General features: G+C 41.8%; 16 protein-coding genes and 1 pseudogene. 9 read left to right on the forward strand and 8 right to left on the reverse strand.

What is annotated here, in order from left to right:
* Positions 1 to 233: transposase (locus BM210_RS25905; protein WP_177238000.1), on the reverse strand; the 233-nt coding region annotated here is incomplete at its 3' end.
* Between the two features lie 222 nt (positions 234 to 455).
* Positions 456 to 983: pseudogene (locus BM210_RS25910) on the reverse strand (SDR family NAD(P)-dependent oxidoreductase); the annotation flags it as partial.
* 321 nt (positions 984 to 1,304) lie between these two features.
* On the opposite strand from BM210_RS25910, the gene BM210_RS25915 reads away from it, so the two are divergent.
* The 9 genes from BM210_RS25915 (at position 1,305) to BM210_RS25955 (ending at position 12,516) form a co-directional block, all read left to right on the forward strand.
* The gene (locus BM210_RS25915; RefSeq protein ID WP_091175041.1) at positions 1,305 to 3,146 is read left to right on the forward strand and encodes a sensor histidine kinase; all 1,842 of its coding nucleotides are present in this window, start codon (positions 1,305 to 1,307) and stop codon (positions 3,144 to 3,146) included.
* Entirely contained in the window at positions 3,124 to 4,746 is a 1,623-nt protein-coding gene (locus tag BM210_RS25920) for a response regulator (RefSeq protein WP_091175043.1), read from the forward strand. The genes BM210_RS25915 and BM210_RS25920 overlap by 23 nt, the downstream gene beginning before the upstream one ends.
* 155 nt (positions 4,747 to 4,901) lie before the next feature.
* Positions 4,902 to 6,296: an ABC transporter substrate-binding protein gene (locus tag BM210_RS25925; RefSeq protein ID WP_091175045.1), complete on the forward strand. Its 1,395-nt coding sequence runs from the start codon at positions 4,902 to 4,904 to the stop codon at positions 6,294 to 6,296.
* Between the two features lie 28 nt (positions 6,297 to 6,324).
* Positions 6,325 to 7,266, forward strand: a complete 942-nt coding sequence (locus BM210_RS25930; RefSeq protein WP_218184972.1) for a carbohydrate ABC transporter permease — start codon at positions 6,325 to 6,327, stop codon at positions 7,264 to 7,266.
* A 38-nt stretch (positions 7,267 to 7,304) separates the two neighbouring features.
* Positions 7,305 to 8,147: a carbohydrate ABC transporter permease gene (locus tag BM210_RS25935; RefSeq protein ID WP_091175046.1), complete on the forward strand. Its 843-nt coding sequence runs from the start codon at positions 7,305 to 7,307 to the stop codon at positions 8,145 to 8,147.
* 40 nt (positions 8,148 to 8,187) lie between these two features.
* Positions 8,188 to 9,105 carry a dihydrodipicolinate synthase family protein gene (locus BM210_RS25940; RefSeq protein WP_091175048.1) on the forward strand — a complete coding sequence of 306 codons (918 nt, stop codon included), beginning with the start codon at positions 8,188 to 8,190 and terminating at the stop codon, positions 9,103 to 9,105.
* Positions 9,106 to 9,155: 50 nt separating this feature from the next.
* On the forward strand, positions 9,156 to 10,133 hold the full coding sequence (locus BM210_RS25945; protein ID WP_091175050.1) for an aldo/keto reductase: 978 nt from the start codon (positions 9,156 to 9,158) through the stop codon (positions 10,131 to 10,133).
* A 17-nt stretch (positions 10,134 to 10,150) separates the two neighbouring features.
* Positions 10,151 to 11,074, forward strand: a complete 924-nt coding sequence (locus tag BM210_RS25950; protein WP_256224040.1) for a dihydrodipicolinate synthase family protein — start codon at positions 10,151 to 10,153, stop codon at positions 11,072 to 11,074.
* 341 nt (positions 11,075 to 11,415) lie between these two features.
* Complete coding sequence (locus BM210_RS25955) at positions 11,416 to 12,516, forward strand: hypothetical protein (RefSeq protein ID WP_091175054.1); 1,101 nt, start codon at positions 11,416 to 11,418, stop codon at positions 12,514 to 12,516.
* Between the two features lie 258 nt (positions 12,517 to 12,774).
* Here the strand turns inward: BM210_RS25955 and BM210_RS25960 are convergent, their stop codons facing one another.
* The 6 genes from BM210_RS25960 to BM210_RS25985 form a co-directional block, all read right to left on the reverse strand.
* Positions 12,775 to 13,884 (reverse strand): GerAB/ArcD/ProY family transporter, encoded by a 1,110-nt coding sequence (locus BM210_RS25960; RefSeq protein ID WP_091175055.1) that lies wholly within the window; start codon positions 13,882 to 13,884, stop codon positions 12,775 to 12,777.
* Between the two features lie 8 nt (positions 13,885 to 13,892).
* Entirely contained in the window at positions 13,893 to 14,132 is a 240-nt protein-coding gene (locus BM210_RS25965; protein WP_091175056.1) for a hypothetical protein, read from the reverse strand.
* A gap of 15 nt (positions 14,133 to 14,147) precedes the next feature.
* A complete protein-coding gene (locus BM210_RS25970; RefSeq protein ID WP_091175058.1) occupies positions 14,148 to 15,350 on the reverse strand; it encodes a Ger(x)C family spore germination protein in 1,203 nt (400 codons plus the stop codon).
* Positions 15,351 to 15,366: 16 nt separating this feature from the next.
* Positions 15,367 to 16,887 (reverse strand): spore germination protein, encoded by a 1,521-nt coding sequence (locus BM210_RS25975; protein ID WP_091175060.1) that lies wholly within the window; start codon positions 16,885 to 16,887, stop codon positions 15,367 to 15,369.
* Between the two features lie 153 nt (positions 16,888 to 17,040).
* Complete coding sequence (locus BM210_RS25980) at positions 17,041 to 18,147, reverse strand: GerAB/ArcD/ProY family transporter (protein WP_091175061.1); 1,107 nt, start codon at positions 18,145 to 18,147, stop codon at positions 17,041 to 17,043.
* A 24-nt stretch (positions 18,148 to 18,171) separates the two neighbouring features.
* Positions 18,172 to 18,417 (reverse strand): hypothetical protein, encoded by a 246-nt coding sequence (locus BM210_RS25985; RefSeq protein WP_091175063.1) that lies wholly within the window; start codon positions 18,415 to 18,417, stop codon positions 18,172 to 18,174.
* Position 18,418: the final 1 nt, after the last annotated feature.

Consider the following 18,418-nt stretch of genomic DNA (forward strand, 5'->3'; position numbering starts at 1 on the left):
TCTCCGTACTCACTGGTTACTCTCTTCTTACTCTTTCCATTACGGCTGTTTGATGTTGTTTTGTTCTCTACTTCATGCTTTTGGTAGCCTAAATGCGTATCCATTTCCGCTTCCAGCATCTCTTGAATCGTCTCGGCAAATAGATTCTTTAATGCGTTTTGGGCATCTTGAGCTGTTACCAACTTATTTTCCTTGATAAATTCGCGGAGCTGCTGCTTTGTCCATAATCCCATGTGTTCTCCCCAACCTTTCCTATACTTCCATTTTAATAGGTTTAGGAGTTTACACAAACTATTTTACAGACTCTTTTTATTGAACTAAGGGAGCTTAGTTAAATAAGGGAGAACTATAATAAGAAAACTCACCATTATTGCGGCGAGTTTTGTTTTTTTATATATGCCAATAACAAATTCAAAACACGGTACACCTTGTTAGCACCTTATTCGCAGTTATGGTCATTCCATTGCACTTTTCATTGCCATGTACATATTTTCTACGTGCTTGTCAACATCATCCCGCGACATGCGTAAGCGATCCACGGAAGTACCATATCCAATTTCCTTTTTACCCTCTTCTAGTCCTTTGTAAATTCCATCTGCGAAGGCATCTAGTGGTTCTCCATGCACATGCAACCCCGCTCCACCTAAATCTGTATTCACTGCTGGAGGAGCAACTTCAATTACTTCTACAGACGTTTCAGACAGTTGATGTCTTAGACTCATTGTAAATGAATGAATCGCCGCTTTTGTTGCTGAATATATCGGAGCAATCACAAACGGTGTAAAAGCTAACCCGGATATCACGTTAATGATAGCAGCCTCTTCTTTTGTTGCAAAATATGGAGCGAACAGCATAGAGAGATGGAAAGGTGCTTCAATGTTGGTTGTGATTTCTTTACAAAAATAACTCCAATTGTTTTTCGCATCGGCTTTAAACACATTAAAGCGTTGTTGAATCCCTGCATTATTAACTAATACATTCACTATTGCAATGCAAATCATGTTTGATGATTTCCATTTCGCGCTGCACAATAGCCGGATCGAATACATCGAGAGACGATGATTGTTGGCCTCGAGTGAACGTCCCTACATCATAATTAACGCCTTTACAGTATTAGCCCAACTCTTATAGAGCCTGGATAAATAATTTGCCATGCAGACGCTCTTCGGGATAAAATATGAGCATTAGTTGGACAGCGTATACTGCACCGTCCAAAAAGCAGTATGGGATTATTAAAAGGTCGGTAGGTTATTATCGTATCACAGCAAGGTCCGGTTTGAGTAATTTAACGGGGAGTCGATGCCATGAGAGGGATACATTTAAGCATTAAAAACAAATTGATCATTTATTTCCTGATCTCTATTCTTTTGCCAACAACAATTATTTCGATTATTTTTTATACCCGATCTTCTGAAATCATCACAGATAAGATCAATTTATCGATTGTCAAAAACTTAAGCTCCGTGGAGTCCATTCTGCTGCAAAAGCTGGATTCGATCAATGATTTTTCCGTATTGATGGCGCTTAACCCTGAGCTGCAGCATATTATAAGCTCACCTCAGCCGGACAATGCGGATGGTATTATTGATGAGATTGTGAAACTGGACCGAATATTGGATAGCTATTATTTGTCAGATTTTTCGGCATTGACGAAGACAGCGCTCTATCCCAAATTATTTGTAGTAAACCGACCTCAGTATAAAGACGTAAATATTACAGATAAGGTTTTTGACATCAGCGCTGTAGAGAATCAAAAATGGTATTCGCAGCTTCCGAATCAGTTGACGATTGTTGGGATCGATCACATCACGATGTTTGGGAAAAAGATTCAAACGATGAAGATAGCCAAGAAATTAGTAGCGCTAAGAGCTGCTGATATGGCACCGTATGCAGCGCTGTTGACTACTGATATCGACGCAAACTTTTTCGTTGACCTGTTAAAAAATTATAAAATTACACCTGGAAGCTCAATATCATTGCTTAATGCTGATGGAGATGTGCTTCTTAGCAGTGATGTATCCTCTCACGGCCCCCACTCGGTTAAGGATTCGGAAGTGATCCGAAAGCTGGTAAAAGACATGCATGACCAAGCTGAACAATCTCATATGGATCACATAGATGGTAAACCGATGCTCATCTCAACTAATTATATCGTACCGCTGAAGTGGACAATTCTTTCCTTAACACCATTGAATGAAGTTAATATTGAACAAAAAAAACTGAACCAAATCATGGTTTTCGTCATTGTGATCTGTATGTTATTTGCCTTACTTACGGCGTTGGTCCTTTCAGGCAATATATCCAAGCCCATACTGGCCTTGGTAAAATCGATGTCTACCATTGAGCACGGTAATTTTGATATTAAACTAAGATATCGCAAGAAGGATGAGTTCGGTATTTTGTTTGAACAATACAAGCAGATGATGGAGAAGATCAAAGATCTGGTCGAAAGATTGTATGTGAGCGAGGTGAGTAAGAAGGAAGCGGAATTACAAGCTAAGGACGCGGAGCTGAAGGCCTTACAGGCGCAGATTAATCCGCACTTTTTGTACAATGCCTTGGATTCAATTAATTTATATGCAATGAGATACAATGTTCCTAATATTAGTGATATGGTTAGTTCGTTATCCAACTTTTTTAGGTATGGTCTTAGCAAAGGGAAGAGCATTATCACGCTTAATGATGAAAAAAAGCATGTGGAGAGCTATCTGGAAATTCAAAAAATGCGTTTTGGCGGCAAGCTGAACTATACTTTGGACTTTCCCAATGATATTCTGCAATGTCTGACAGTTAAATTAATTTTACAACCACTGGTTGAAAATTCAATTATACATGGTATTCAAAAGGTGGATGGTGAGGGCTGGATACGTTTAAGCGTCGTCAAGCAGGGGGAGAAGCTGCAAATCAGTATTTCCGATAACGGTGCAGGCGCTAATGTGGAAGAGATGCATGAAATGCTGGACTTTGAAAGCCATACGTCCAAATCGTTTGGTACGAGAAATGTAAACGAGCGGATTAAACGACTATTTGGGATGAAATATGGTGTGCGTTTTTATATCAATGAGGACGGCGGTTTAACGTCGGTAGTAGAAATTCCAATTTTATGGACAATGGAGGGTTACCATGTTGAGGATGGTATTAGCTGATGATGATTTTATTGTAAGAGAAACCTTGAGGGAGGTTATTCCCTGGGAGGAATACGGAATTACGATTGTAGGAGAAGCCGAGCATGGACAGCAAGCTTTTGATCTGTGCAGTGAATTAGCTCCCGATATTTTGTTTACGGATATCAAGATGCCTTTTATGGATGGCTTGGAAGTGGCTATGAATTTGAAGGAAGCAGGCAGCAGAACCAAAATTATCATTATAAGCGGCATCCAGGATTTTAATTATGCCAAAACCGCATTGGAAATTAACGCTGAAGGCTATATTCTCAAACCGATCAAGATCAATGATATTCGTGAGGTGATCACGAAGGTTGTAAGCAATATCGATATGGAACGTAACATGCACCACAAGATTGAACAGCTCAAGCAGCAGTTGAATGGAAATTCCAGACTCATGAAAGAAAAGTTTTTAAGGGATTTGCTGTTAGGCATTACCTTTAATGGACAGGAGATCCGAGATAAGCTGGATTACTTTCAATTACCGCTGCAAGCCGATAACTGCTTGATGGTTGCCGTTATGCAAATGGACAACTATTTGAAGCAAATAGAAAACAAGAAAGAAGCAGAGAAACAGCTAATGAGTTTTTCCATTCAAAATATTACAGACGAGATCTTTCGGAATTATGATGCTGGTATCGTTCATTGCTTGAATGAGAACGAGTTTGTGCTAATCTTCAATGAAAAGTCGCAGCACGACGATAAACATATCCAAATCTGTGAGGAAATTATCCAGTCCTTATTTAAATATTTGAAAATCTCCGTCTCTATTGGAACCGGCAATCAGGTGGGAAGCATTGACCGCGTGTACGGTTCTTATAAAAATGCGGTTCATGCTGTGCAGCATAAATTTTATACGGGCCTGCGCTCCATCATTCGCATTGAAGACATTACCAATCCGTGGCATGCCAATCGTGAGCTGGATTCCATGGATTATACGAACTTGTTCGAAGCGGAGAACCGATTAATCGGCTTTATGATGCTCGGTGATACGAATGGCGGTTTACAGCTGCTTGATACGATTTTTAATGGGTTTCTGAACTCCGATGTGGAGTCTATCCGAGGCTTTTGCATGGAATTAATCAGTGGAACCTACCGAAAAGTATATGAAATGGGCGAGGATTTGGAGCGAATTCTTCCTAACCGCAATCTGGTTCTGTTTAATATATTAAAGGCAGAACATATCCAGGAAATGAAGCTGCTCATGACCTCAATTTTTGTTGAGGCAGCCAATTATTACACACACAAGTATAACCAGAAGCATCTGGATCTTGTGAACAAAATCAAAGCTATTATTAAAAGGCAGTATACGCAAAACTTGAGTCTATCGGAAATCGCTGATGAGGTTTTTATGTCGGTTACTTATATTTGTTCGGTTTTCAAAAGAGAAACGGGTGAGACAATCAATGAGTATTTGAACCAGGTCAGGATGGAGGAAGCAGGACGTTTATTAAAAACAACCAAAATGAAAATATGGGAAATCGCAGAAGGGCTCGGCTACGATAACCACAATTACTTTAGTACGGCATTTAAGAAATATACGGGACTCCAACCCCAGCAATACCGGAATGAGCATAAGTAATTAGAGTAGTCCTTAAGATATTAGAGTCTTTATCATAAGTTAATGCACTGACTTTAGAGCATCATTCCATTATGATCAATAGTGTAATCACAGCTTATTGTCTAAGCGCTTACACAAGGCTGGATTATCTATAAATAGAATAGGGCGGTGTTAGAATGGGCTTGAACATGGGCAAATGGACAGGCATGGTATTAATGACAGCCATGGGTACGACGTTGCTGGCAGGCTGCAGCTCCACTCCAGAGAAAACTACAGGAGCATCGGGTGTTACTGGCACACCGGATAACAAAGTAGTGACGATACGCTTGTGGCACAACGATAAGAGCGAATTTATGAAACGCAAAATGGATGAATTTAACGCTACGATTGGCAAAGAGCAGGGAATCAACCTGGAGTTTCGCGCGATGGGTAATGATTATGCGGATGCCCTGAAGGTTGCGTTGGCCGCAGATCAGGGACCTGAGCTGTATAAGTTCGTGGGAACGGTTAAGGACCCGTTCATCAATGCAGGCTGGATGCTTCCGCTTGAGGATTTTGCCAAAGCTCCTGAGTTTCTAAAGGACTATAAAGATATGATTATTCCGGAATATAACACGTACAAAGGGAAAACCTATTCGGTTCCATTCGTAGTGATTACGACCAAAATGCTATATAACAAGCGGTTATTTGAAAAAGCGGGTATCAAAGAAGTTCCGCAAACCTGGGATGAGGTTGTTTCGGCTGCGAAAAAAATTACAGCTGCAGGTGAAGGTAAGGAATATGGCTTTGGTACACATCTCAAGGATGTAGGCGCGATGGGCGGCAAATGGTCGAATGCCGTGATGTTCGCTCCATCGGTTGGACATATGGGATACGACTTCCAGAAGGGTCAATACCGATTTATCGATTTCAAACCGATTCTGGAAAAGATTGTTCAGATGAAGCAGGATAAGAGCATTTTTCCAGGAGCTGAGGGGATGGCGATTGATAATTTGCGAGCTCAGTTTGCTGAGGGACGAATTGGTATGATGATGGGCGCGAGCTGGGAAGTCACTAACTTAACTGACGCCTTAAAGCCAAAGGATGATTGGGGCGTTGCGCATGTACCGGTGTTGGACACAGCTAAGCGCTATAAAGAATATGCCCAAATCGGCGATTATCTGGTCTTTGGAGCAGCTGCCAAAAAAAATCCGGAAAAAAGCTTTATTGTTTATGAATATGTACACAGCAAGAAGTTCCAAAGGGATATGCACGAAGAAGGCGTAGATTTTATGGCAAATGCCAAAGCAATCGAAGGAGCAAAAACACCTGATAAGAAGGGTTGGAAGGAGTTTTCTGATTTAAGCACCTCCTATTTTACCAAAACACCACCGGATGGAGCGATCAAGCTGGAGGGTGATACGTATCAGAATACGATTGGCAAGATTTTATCAGGCTCCGTAACGGATATCGGTAAAGAACTGGAAGGTCTTGACAAACGATACAACGACGCTTTGACGCGGGCGATCAAGGAAGGTTTTGATCTCGGTCCATTCAAGGACGGAGCTTGGGACACCAGATTGAAACCATGACAGATGTTTGGCAGGAAAGGAGCAGCTTATGAAGACCGCAACACTGAAATACCGCCAAAAGGATGAGCATTCCATCGTGGGCAGGATGCTCGGTAAAGATTCGTTTCAAGCTTATCTGATGCTGCTGCCGATGCTGATCGGGTTTGCATTCTTTACAATTTATCCCATGCTATGGCTGATGAAATGGGCATTTTATGATTATGATGGCATAACGACGGCCAAATTCATCGGAATAGATAATTTTATAAGAGCTTTTACACGAGATCCCAAATATTGGGAGGCGCTGCTAAATACATTCATAATAGTTTTTGCCAAACTAGCGATTGAATTTCCGTTGGCCTTGTTCCTGGCGGTGCTGCTTAATAAAGGGACGCGAATCAATTCGATGTTTCGTACCGCTTTCTTTATGCCGACGATTATTAGTACAGCGGTCATCGGTCTGATTTTCTTCCTCATGTTCGAGCCTTACCAAGGTATCGTGAACCAGGTGTTTATCAAAACTGGACTCATGGACACCTCGATTGAATGGTTTGGTACGAAGGCACTTGCTAACACCATCATTGTCATTGCCAGTGTTTGGCACAATTTCGGAATTAATATGGTGTTTTTTCTAATGGGTATGCAGACGATACCTAACGAATTGTATGAATGTGCTGAAATCGATGGGGTAACCCGGTGGCAAAAGTTCATCTATATTACGCTGCCGATGCTGGCGCCTATCATGAAAGTCTTATTGATGCTGGCGATCATTGGAAGTATGAAGATGGCCGACTTGGTACTCGTACTTACGAACGGACAGCCTGGGGGACAGACGGAAGTGGTCATGACCTATGTATTCAAATACTTCTTCTCCTACGGAGTATCCGATTCGATGAATCAGTTCGGTTATGCGTCTTCGCTTTCAGTCATTACGGCCATGGTGCTTGCTGTGATAACCGGATTATATTATAAGCTGACCAAAAATGATTAAACCGTTTATTAGGAACCGAGGAGGTGCAATTGCTTCACATGAATAACCATAAGGCCATCTCTTCCACGATACTGTATACGGGGCTAAGTATACTCTTTGTTCTGACGTTATTTCCTATTTTGTATACGATGCTCTCATCCTTCAAGACCAACCTGGAGGTGATGTCCTCGGGCAGTTTGCTTCCAACCAGCTTCAGTGTTAAAAACTATGTCGATGCTTGGAAGCTGGGACATTTCGATTTGTATACGTGGAATAGTATTTATATGACATTTTTCATTGTAGTGGGCACTATTGTAACTTCGACCATGGGTGGATATGTGTTTTCCAGAGGGAAATTTCCCGGTAAAAATTTGATTTTTGTCATTCTCGTATCTACGATGTTCATTTCTGCAGGTACCCTGTATCTGTATCCACAGCTGATCGTTGCCAAATTATTCCATCTCAACACTTCGCTGTGGGGAGTTATCATTATTAACATATTGGGCTTTAACATTACTCAGCTGTACATTGCCCGCAAATATATCGATACGATTTCTCCGGAAATTGATGAAGCAGCCAAGATGGACGGATGCAGTTTTTTCAGAATATTTTGGAATATGATATTTCCTCTGATCAAGCCTTTGATTGCAACGATTGGCCTATTATCCTTCATGAATGCATGGAACGATTATTTGCTTCCTATGGTATTCACAATTGGCAACCCGAATAATTCGCCACTTGTGGTCGGTGTCGTTGCACTTAAGAGTCGAGGAGAAACGGTAAGCTCGTGGAATTTGATGCTGGCTGGAACGACCATGTCGATCATCCCTATGCTGGTCGTATATTTGTTCTTGAATCGTTTCTTTATAGCAGGATTGACGAGTGGAGCTATTAAAGGCTAGTAAACCATACAATAATGATAGAAATGGGAGGAAAAATATAATGGCAGCAACAATAACAGGGATTATTCCCGCACTGGTGACACCCTTCGACAAGTATGGCAATTTGGTAAAGAATTCAGCTGAAAAGCTGTTGGAAAAGTATGTAGAGGAACGCGCAGATGGCCTATACATGCTGGGTTACACAGGCGAAGGCAGGCTGATGTCGGTAGCTGAGAGAAAAGAGTGGACAGAGATCGTGCTTGGTATCAATAACGGAAGGATACCGGTTATTGTACATGTCGGCTATTCCAATGAAGAAGAAGCCCTGGATTTAACCCGCCATGCAACAGAAGCAGGAGCATTTGCTGTGTCTTCGGTACCTTTATCCAACTCAGCTACGCTGCAGGAAAATGTGTTGTATTTTAAAAACCTCGCTGAAGCTTCCGATCTTCCTTTTTATATTTACTGGAATCAGGAGATTATTGATAATGAGACAGGAAAACGTGCAACTGCGCTGAAGCTTGTGGAAACGATGTCACAGGTCAGGAATTTTGCCGGTATTAAATATACGGACAGCAACTTCTACTACTTGGAGCGCATCAGAAAATATATGCCGGAGCTGAATCTGCTGACCGGTGTCGATACAATGGTTCAAGCAGGAGCGCTGTTAGGTGCCGATGGAGCGATAGGTGCGCTGCAAAGTGTGACCTGCGGACATATGCGCGTTATGTGGGATGAATACAAGGCAGGTAATCTGGAAAAAGCACAAAAGCTGCAAATACAGGCAAACAACGTTTATGAAATGCTGGATCGTCCAGATGTTGGCGTGATTCCTGGTATTAAAGTGATTATGGAGCACGAAGGAATTCCTGGCTTGCCTAAATTGCCAACACCACCGCTTACTGATCCTGTTATTATTAAGCAATTATTAGACGTGTATGAAAGCAATATAGTAAATAAAGTGACAGCCAACTCGTAATTCGATGCTGGAGTTTCGTATCGATTATATATCAGCAGCAGGAGGAATTTATGAAGCCGCAACCGTTAGCACATTGGGGATTGAACACGAGCAGACTCGTATTTGGATGTATGGGATTGGGCGGGGATTGGACTAATGGGCCTATCACCAATGAACATGTACATCAAGCTGAACAAGTAACCGAGGCCGCTTTAGAAGCAGGCATTAGCATGTTTGACCATGCAGACATTTATCGGAGTGGCAAGGCTGAGCTCGTATTCGGGCAAATGCTGAAAGCTCGTCCTTCCTTACGGGATAACATGATTATTCAGTCCAAATGCGGCATTCGCTTCGCGGACGGTGATGTTCCGGGACGTTATGATTTTTCAAAACAATATATTCAGAATTCCGTTGATGGAATTTTGAAGCGTCTCGGAATCGAGACCTTGGATATACTGCTGCTGCACCGTCCAGATCCGTTGATGGATCCAGACGAAGTCGCCGAAGTGATCGAATTCTTGTATACGTCAGGTAAAGTTAAACGATTTGGTGTATCCAACATGAGCGAAGGGCAAATTCGTTTCCTACAGCAGGCTTCTTCACAACCGTTCATCATCAATCAACTCGAAATAAGCCTTGGGCATCTGCACTTCCTTGATCAGGGGGTTCACATCAATCAGGAAGCTGGAACCAGCGTCAATTTCACTGATGGATTGTTGGAGCATTGCCATACAGAGCACATTCAGGTTCAAGCCTGGAGTCCGCTGGCCAAGGGTATATTTTCCGGGCAGCCTGTAGACGGAGCGTCGGAAGCTGTTCGTCAAACCGCAGCGTTAGTGGCAAAGCTAGCACAGCAGAAGGAAACGTCACAGGAGGCGATTGTACTTGGCTGGCTCATGAGGCATCCATCTCGAATCCAGCCTGTCATCGGTACAACTAACTTGCAGAGGATTCTTGCCTGCCGTGATGCCGAACGTCAAGCAGAACTGATGACACGGGAAGAATGGTATCAGCTCTATGTCAGTGCCCGTGGTGTAAAATTACCTTAATAAGAGAGGAACTAACTATGAATATCACTAAAGGTGTATGGCCGACAATGGTTACTCCATTCAAGGCAACCAAACAAATAGATTACGATGGGTTGGAGCGGTTGATCGAATGGTATATAGCGAAAGGCGTACATGGATTGTTTGCTGTGTGCCTATCCAGCGAAATGTATCATCTCTCGTTAGCCGAACGTGTGCAGCTAGCGAGGTTTGTGAAGGAACAAGCAGGTAGTAGAGTACCGGTTGTCGCATCAGGCCATATTTCTTATTCGATAGAGGACCAAATCGAGGAAATCAAACAAATATCGGCTACGGGTGTGGATGCCTTCGTATTAAATGTGAATCGTTTGGCTACCGCCTATGAATCTGAAGAGGTTTTTAAACAAAATGTCGAAACCATCCTGACTAACGTGCCACATATTAAGTTTGGACTTTACGAATGCCCGGTTCCATACAAACGCTCCTTAACACCCGAATTACTGAAATGGTGTGCGGATACGAACCGATTTTATTTCCTGAAGGATACTGAAGGTGTTCCAGCGCATATGAAAGCCAAGCTGGAGGCTGTGAAAGGCTCACAGCTGCAAATCTTTAATGCAGAATCGGCAACACTATTAAGTTCCTTAGAGCAAGGTGCATCAGGTTATAGTGGAATTATGGCCAACTTCCATCCTGATTTATATGTCAGACTGTTTGATCTTTACGCAACGAATCCGGAGCAAGCAAAACGATTGCAAAATTATATCGGAATGTCCTCCGCCATGGGACGTGTGCTCTATCCGGCAGGCACCAAATATTATCTGCAATTGGAAGGCTTGGAAATTTTAATGGATGGACGTACGATCAGTAAGGAACTTTTTAATGTATATATGAAGCAGGAGATTGAACAATTAAGATTGTCAGATAATGAATTGCGAAATCAGATTAAATCGCTATCACAATGAATGCAAAATGTTCTTGAGCCGGTTCATACCTTTGGGTATGACTGGCTCTATTTGTCTAGAGGGGAAATTTGAGAATATTTACAAATAATTAACAATATGAACTGGCAAATTCACTTCTGCTTTGACATATTCAATGATAAAATATATGAATTAATCGAATGAGCAGCTTCGAATTAAGAGGAGCAATCAGCCTATTGAAGCTATGGGGTATAGTCTGAACTTGGGAAGGATGGGTATGTTATCAGAGTAGATACGCCCGAGATTGCATAAATGCAAGGTTAGGTTCGAAAATCAAACAAAAAGCTATTCAAAAATAATCATTCAAAAGAAGGTTGTGGACAGTGCAACAAATACTAATGAAACTCACAACGAAACAGAAAAAAGGGCTTTTCGTATGTGCTATGCTTATTCTGGGTGTATACATAGTACTAACAATTTATTTCGGCTTGTTTATGTCAAATGCTCGGGAACAATCGTCTATCAATCACAAAAACCGTATGGACGCCACTCGGGTTGAGACTAAATATCCTCCACAAAAATCTGGGTTTAATGAGGTAAAGCTTGGCTCTTACGTGGAAAACATACGTAATGCTACCATTGCTGATTCGTCATTTTCTGCTGATCTCTACATATGGTTCGCATGGGAAGGCAACAAAGATCTTAATCCAGGCGAGACGTTCCAAGTTATAGGCGGTAGAATGGATTCAAAGGAGCTTTCAAGTGAGCATCATTTAGATGACGGCAGGAATTACCAACGCTATAAAATTACTGTTACCATGGATAAGGTTTACGATACAAAGCGTTTCTCACTTGAAGATCATATGCTTAATATTTATATTGAAGATAAAAAAAATGACGGCGCTGTGATCAACTATGTTGTGGATAAAAATTCAGCCATTAGCTCCAGAGTCAACATTCCCGGTTATCGTGTCACTAATTTTCAAGAAGTGGTTAAACCGCACGAGTACAAATCCACTTTCAGTTCTCCCAACGCAAACGGTTTAAACCGGGTATTCTCTCAATATGCGATAGCCATTTCAATTAATAGAACCGACTGGGGCTTTTATTTAAAAATATTTATGCCGTACTTGTTATCTGTTGCCTTGGGTTTAATTGTGTTATGGACCAAATCCAACCTTATCGACGCAAGAACCGGCCTAGGCGGTGCTTCATTCTTTGGCGTAGTTGCCAACGCCTATGTTGTAAGTTCTTACGTTCCGCCCAATGGAGGCACATTCGGACTCCTGGATGTTCTTACTATAACATCATTAGTTTCAGTCTTTTTAATCGTGGCAGCATCCATTTTGTCTTATAACCTATATACCAAACAAGAAAAGCATGAATTATCGATAGCATTAGATAAAGTAGTGTTTTTCTGCATTGCATTTGGCTATTTATTGTTATCCATTGTTCTACCCTTCTGTGCATATTCAAATGTTTAACTTATTTGTGCTTGCGGATATTTTGGATTTCTAGGAATCAGAGTCCTCCAACCATCAAAAAAGGCCAACCGGGTCATATCGTCGGTTGGCTTTTTACTATTATTTTGCTCATTTTGAATAACCTCTTAATCGTGATCGTTATAAAGCTGGGATTTTAGTCGAATGCAACCGTAATCGATATTTTGTTTACAAGTGTTTCGATGTCGATCATATGAATAGGATCAGCTGTCACGGCCATCGTTAGTATGCTTGATGAGACTAAGTGATCGTTAGCTTTTCACTACTTTTGTTACGTAATTTATGTACTAAGATAAGCACTACCGGGATGATAACTGCAATCGTTAGATCCCAGAAAGGCCAATACTTAAGTAAGGTTTGATTGTAATATGCAATATTGGGGGCAATTTCGTAGGAGATTCCGAATAACAAAAAGAGCATGGGCCATGTCACGACATGTTGGTCCTTAAGCTTAAACAATTGAGCCGTCCCCAAGGAAAACGAATAACTATAAAGCACTGATTTGAAAAATCCGGATAACATCCATATGACAGCTTGAATAGCCTCAATACGCTCTAAAAAATGGCCAATGCTGATTTTCTTGGCGAGTGCGTAAGCTGGATACATTTGATGAGAGGTTAAGTAATCTCCCAGAACTAATAGACAGGCGAGTACAATCGTCAGGATTGCGACTCCCCCCAATACAGAAGCGATAAGCCAGTCTCTACGCATATGCGAGCTGCGCTTAACACTTGGTAGAACCATGAGAAAGAAGCATAATTCAGCATACGGATACATAGCCACATAAAGCGTACCATTAATGACAGGTTTGATGCCTTCTGCAAGAACAGGCATTAAGTTTATAGAATGAAATTTTGGAACAAGAAAAACAATTAACAGCACAAATGACAAGACGAACCATGGAAAAACAATTTCAGCTGCTCTGCCAATCGTTTCAATTCCATTATGAACACCCCAAATCAGAATCAAGATCAATAGGAGAATGACAGCCTTGAGTGGCGTATTCGGTAATAACTGCGTTGTCATGAAATCACCGATTTCTCTAATCATCGCTGATGTATTAAGAAGATAGTGAATAAGCAAAATGATGGAAACGAATGTGCCCACCCAACTGCCCAGCAAGAGTCTTGCATATTGAATGACAGTTAAATCGGGATAAAGCGTACTTACGTAAAAAAAGAGAGACATAATCAGTAAACCTATGGAAAGTCCAAGCAGTGCACATATCCACCCATCCTGCTTGGCGGCTGTGGCGGTGATGGATGGAAGAATGAGAATAGAATCTCCGATGACGGAGAAAATGACCAAAATAGCCATTTGTTGAACGCTAATTTTTCCATTGGTAAACATATCATCACCTATTTGGCTGTAAATGTATTGAAAAACCAGTCAGATACTGGTTTGTAAATGACCTTCAAATAGATCAAAGGATCGGACAAGCTGATCAAAAGCATGGGCAAGATACATATGGCAGCTCCAGCAACAAGGAGTGATACATTGACGATTGCTTCTTTATACCATCCCTTTTTGAGTAACGATGGCACTTTTATTACACCAATAACAATGGCCAATGCTACAACGACAAGACTGCCAATCATACTGCCACTTCCCTCTTAACGCATAATATCTTTAATGAAGGAATCTGATGTTGATCCGTTATTCCAGAGACGAACCTCCGACTTGTAATTCACTTTCACATGGGAAAATTCTTCATCCCATTTTGAAGATAATTTTTTCCAGTATTGGGGTTGATACTGGTAAATCGTATGACCGAAACCAAAAACGTCGGTTTTAAATTTGGTTTGCATCACATGTACGCATTCTTTCATCTGCTCAACAAACTTTTTTTCCAATTTATCTTGCAGCATGAAGTAGGTGGAGGGATCTTTTAAATCTAATTCACAAGCCACTTCGGCTATGTTCGCTTGGCTCTTCATGTGGATATCTATCACGGGCTCTCCGTTCTCGATGCGGCTTTTCACCTTCGTGTGGGAGCGTACCGTTTCAATGACAATATTGCCGCCGTCGGGACAATGGAGGAGACTAGCCGTGCTTTTCATTTTGTCCATGATATAATTATAGCCCTTGCTCTGAGGCTCATTTAGCCAACCCACAAGCCGATCTTTTTTGAATAAGGCCAATCCAGAAAATGTAAGTTTAACACTCGGATCGATTTCTTCGATATTTTCTTTTCTTCCACCTTTATCAGAGTTACCCTTAATCATGACCCCTGTTAAAACAGGATTGCTAGCTTCTGTAACAAGTTGGCTAATGAGCTCATCAAGAGTGAAGGTCGTCGTAGGCGCCCACATTTTGGATGATGTTTCCAGGGAAGAGAATAGGTTCATACTCGGAATCTTCTCCATGGGGGTTAGTACACGAAGTACGTTATCTGCATTCGTGTTCTTAGCGATAAGCACATAGAAGTCGGTACGCATCTCTGGATCACGAGAGAGCAGGTCCAGTACTTTACCAATCCCTTCGCGAGCAAGCTCCTCACTCAGAATAAGCACACGAATGTGAGAGCCGTATATCAATCTAGGACTCGTATCCGTTATTTTACGAAGTGCCTGATATACAGTAGGCGCGGTTGCTTGATATAGATTAACAGGGGATCTGCCAGAGGAAGATGTTTTTGAGGCCGCCACCTCGCTTGGATCAACAACTTGAACAGAGACGCGGTATTGGTCACCTTCTTTATCGATGGCTGTACCTAGCTCAATAGCAAGTGTATTCAGTTCACGGCGGTTCCAACAGCCCGATAACATCAGGGTCAACACCCCACCGATCAAGCAAACGATCCATATTCGACTCATAGCAGGCCTTCCCTCATTAGGTTTCAGACTTTGGTTTCTGTCGGTACTTATTTTTAGTGTTAATACAATGAGGTCTTGTGAACATCATAGGCCATGGAAGCCTGAATAATGTATCTTTTTGATCTTTGATATTAAGCGGGGCAAATGAACTCATATACGGAAAACTAAATGAACGCAATTTACACAGATGCAGAATAAGTCCGATAACACCAATCATAATGCCATATACACCAAACGAAGCCGCAAGTGCCATGAATACAAAACGGAGCATTCGCACTGTAATGGACATGCTGCTCGCTGGAATTACATAGCTTGAGATCGCTGTGATCGATACGATAATGACCATCACTGCGGAGATTATACCTGCCTGTACGGCCGATTGCCCAATAACGAGCGTGCCAACGATGGAGACCGCCTGTCCAACCGTACGTGGCATCCTCACTCCGGCTTCTCGCAAAATCTCATAGGTGATTTCCATCAACATGGCCTCTATAAATGCAGGAAATGGAACGCCTTCACGTTGAGCCGCTAAGTTGATCAGAAGGTTTGTCGGCAGCATTTCTTGGTGGAAGGTTGAGATTGCAATATAAAACGAAGGAGCAAACATGGTTATGAAAAATGAAATATAACGCAAAAGTCGTAGAAGGGTGGCGATATCAAAACGTTGGTAATAATCTTCTGAAGATTGGAAAAAGTGAACAAATAAAGCGGGAACAAGCAGCACGAACGGTGTACCATCGACGAGAATAGCTACTCTTCCTTCGAGTAGTCCTGCAGCTATCGTATCAGGACGTTCGCTGTTAAATACTGTAGCAAACGGTGTTAAAGTACGATCTTGAATAAATTCCTCAATGTACCCACTTTCCAAAATACCATCAATATCGATTTGGTTTAGCCGTATTCGCACTTCATTTACAATCGTATCACTAGCTATATTCTGGATGTACATCATGGATACTTGCGTCTTGGTCACCCGACCTATCTTCTGGGACTCAAGCCAAAGGTTAGGATTTCTAATCTTTCGCCTGATGAGGGAAGTATTCGTACGGATATTCTCAGTGAACGATTCCATGGGTCCACGGACGACAGATTGGGTCTGAGGTTCGCTGACGCTTCTTTCTTCTTGGCCCTGTACGCCAATGCGAATCCCTTCCGCGTAACCATCGACAAGGATGATCGCATCACCTAACAGAAGCTGCGTGAGCAAGGTTTCCAAAGTAGTGACAACAGCAGTATCACTAGCGGTCAGTACCTCATCCTTCAAATAGTGCAACTTGTTTTCTTGGGACTCAAAGAGAACTACAGAATCGCTTTGTTTCTGACGCATGATCGGATTGGTAATCATATCATGCAAAAAATGGCTATCAACCATGCCTTCCATGTAAAATAGTGTCAGCTTCAAACCATCGAACATAGTCATATCTTTGATTATTAAATCCAAGCTGTAACCTAGGGCTTGGCACACCGAAGCGCGATTGATGTCTAACTGCGTTTGTAAGGAAACATCATACTCTGTTGTTTGAGATGCAATAGCCATGATATTTCCTCCAATTCCATCTATTCCTAAAGGTATTTTATCCATTCTTTGCGACAATATGCAGAAGTAATGCTTCGGATTTAGTTGTTAAACATTACAATCAAAGCCGCCAAATAGATGGCCGGATCGAGTAGCTACTCATAAATCTTCATCTTAGTCCTTGTCTTGCTTGCGGCTGCGCCGAATTAGAGAAATTACGATGATCAGAAGAAGAGGAAAAACATAGGCGATATTATTGATTAATGGCCAAGTTATATTCACGATTTCTTCAAGTGCAGCTTCTTTGGTATAGGTGGTGAGAGATAGAAGTAGGCAGACAAAAGCAACAGGAAGGACCAGCAGTCGTTCATTCTCCAATCTAAGCATTTGCGCCAAAACTCGCATGAGAATAAACAATAGGATGGCGGCCTTGAAATAAAAGCCTACAATGAGCGAGATGCCGATAATGGATTCGATCCTTTCAATAATTTCCTGAATGAAGATTAAACGTGCAAGCTGGTATAACGAATATTTGAGGTCGCCGGATAGTGGCCCCAGTACCATAATGCTGAATATGATCGAGGCCAACAGAGTCATTGCATTGACAATGATCGCCAGATACAGGTGCTTACCTACTTTTGGTGTGTCCTTTTTCCGAATGTAAGGCAAAATCATGGCAAAAACCACAAGTTCAGAATAAGGAAATCCATAAGCAATGTATGCAGCATTAAGGATAGGTCCGATCCCATCTGGCATGACAGGAAGGAGGTATTCCGGATGATATAGGTTGCCAACCAGCAACCAAATCACAACGATGAATCCAAACATTAGAGCTAATAAGACACTAGCCATACGTGCCATTACTTCAATTCCAGCAAGGGCTGTCAAAGCTATCGTCACAAAAAACAGAGTGCTTATTGCGTAAGTGGGTGTTTCTTTTAACATCGTGCTTTTAAAGAAGGTTACGATCTCAATTACTATACCTGCTACATTCCAGAACATGACAGCGGTGAATGGAATGAGCAATAGAGTGGTCAATGTGTTCCCCAACATTAAACGACTGCATTCAATAAGTGATTGACCCGGAAATTGTCGATATAGATAAAGAATGCCAGCAAGCAGGAGAATTCCCATTGCAAAAGCGATCAGAAGAGAAATCCATGCGCCATTGCCAGCAATGTTAGTAAGAGGTGCAGGAATGATAACGATGGAAGCACCAGTTAAGAAGAAGAGAAATAGCATACTCATCTGCACAGAGCTAACACTTTCTTGTTTACTCATGGGTTCCTCCCGATTCAAGGTTCTTTATGAGGACTTTGCAGGGTTAAGCCAATGGACGATTTGCTTAGCTGGTTCGGTAAGTAAATTGAAGAGGGTGTCAAGATTAGGCCAATGCTTAGCGGTAACGAATAAAAAACCGAGATAGAGAATACACACCAGCATCGCTGCATAGACAATCCGATCACGGGGACATGCGCTCTTGAACTTTGGAATGTCGGAAATAAGCATTGCGGTAGCAATAATCAAGGTACAAACTAATTTAGCAGACATG

This window comes from Paenibacillus sp. 1_12, from assembly GCF_900114475.1.
Taxonomy (GTDB): Bacteria; Bacillota; Bacilli; order Paenibacillales; family NBRC-103111; genus Paenibacillus_S.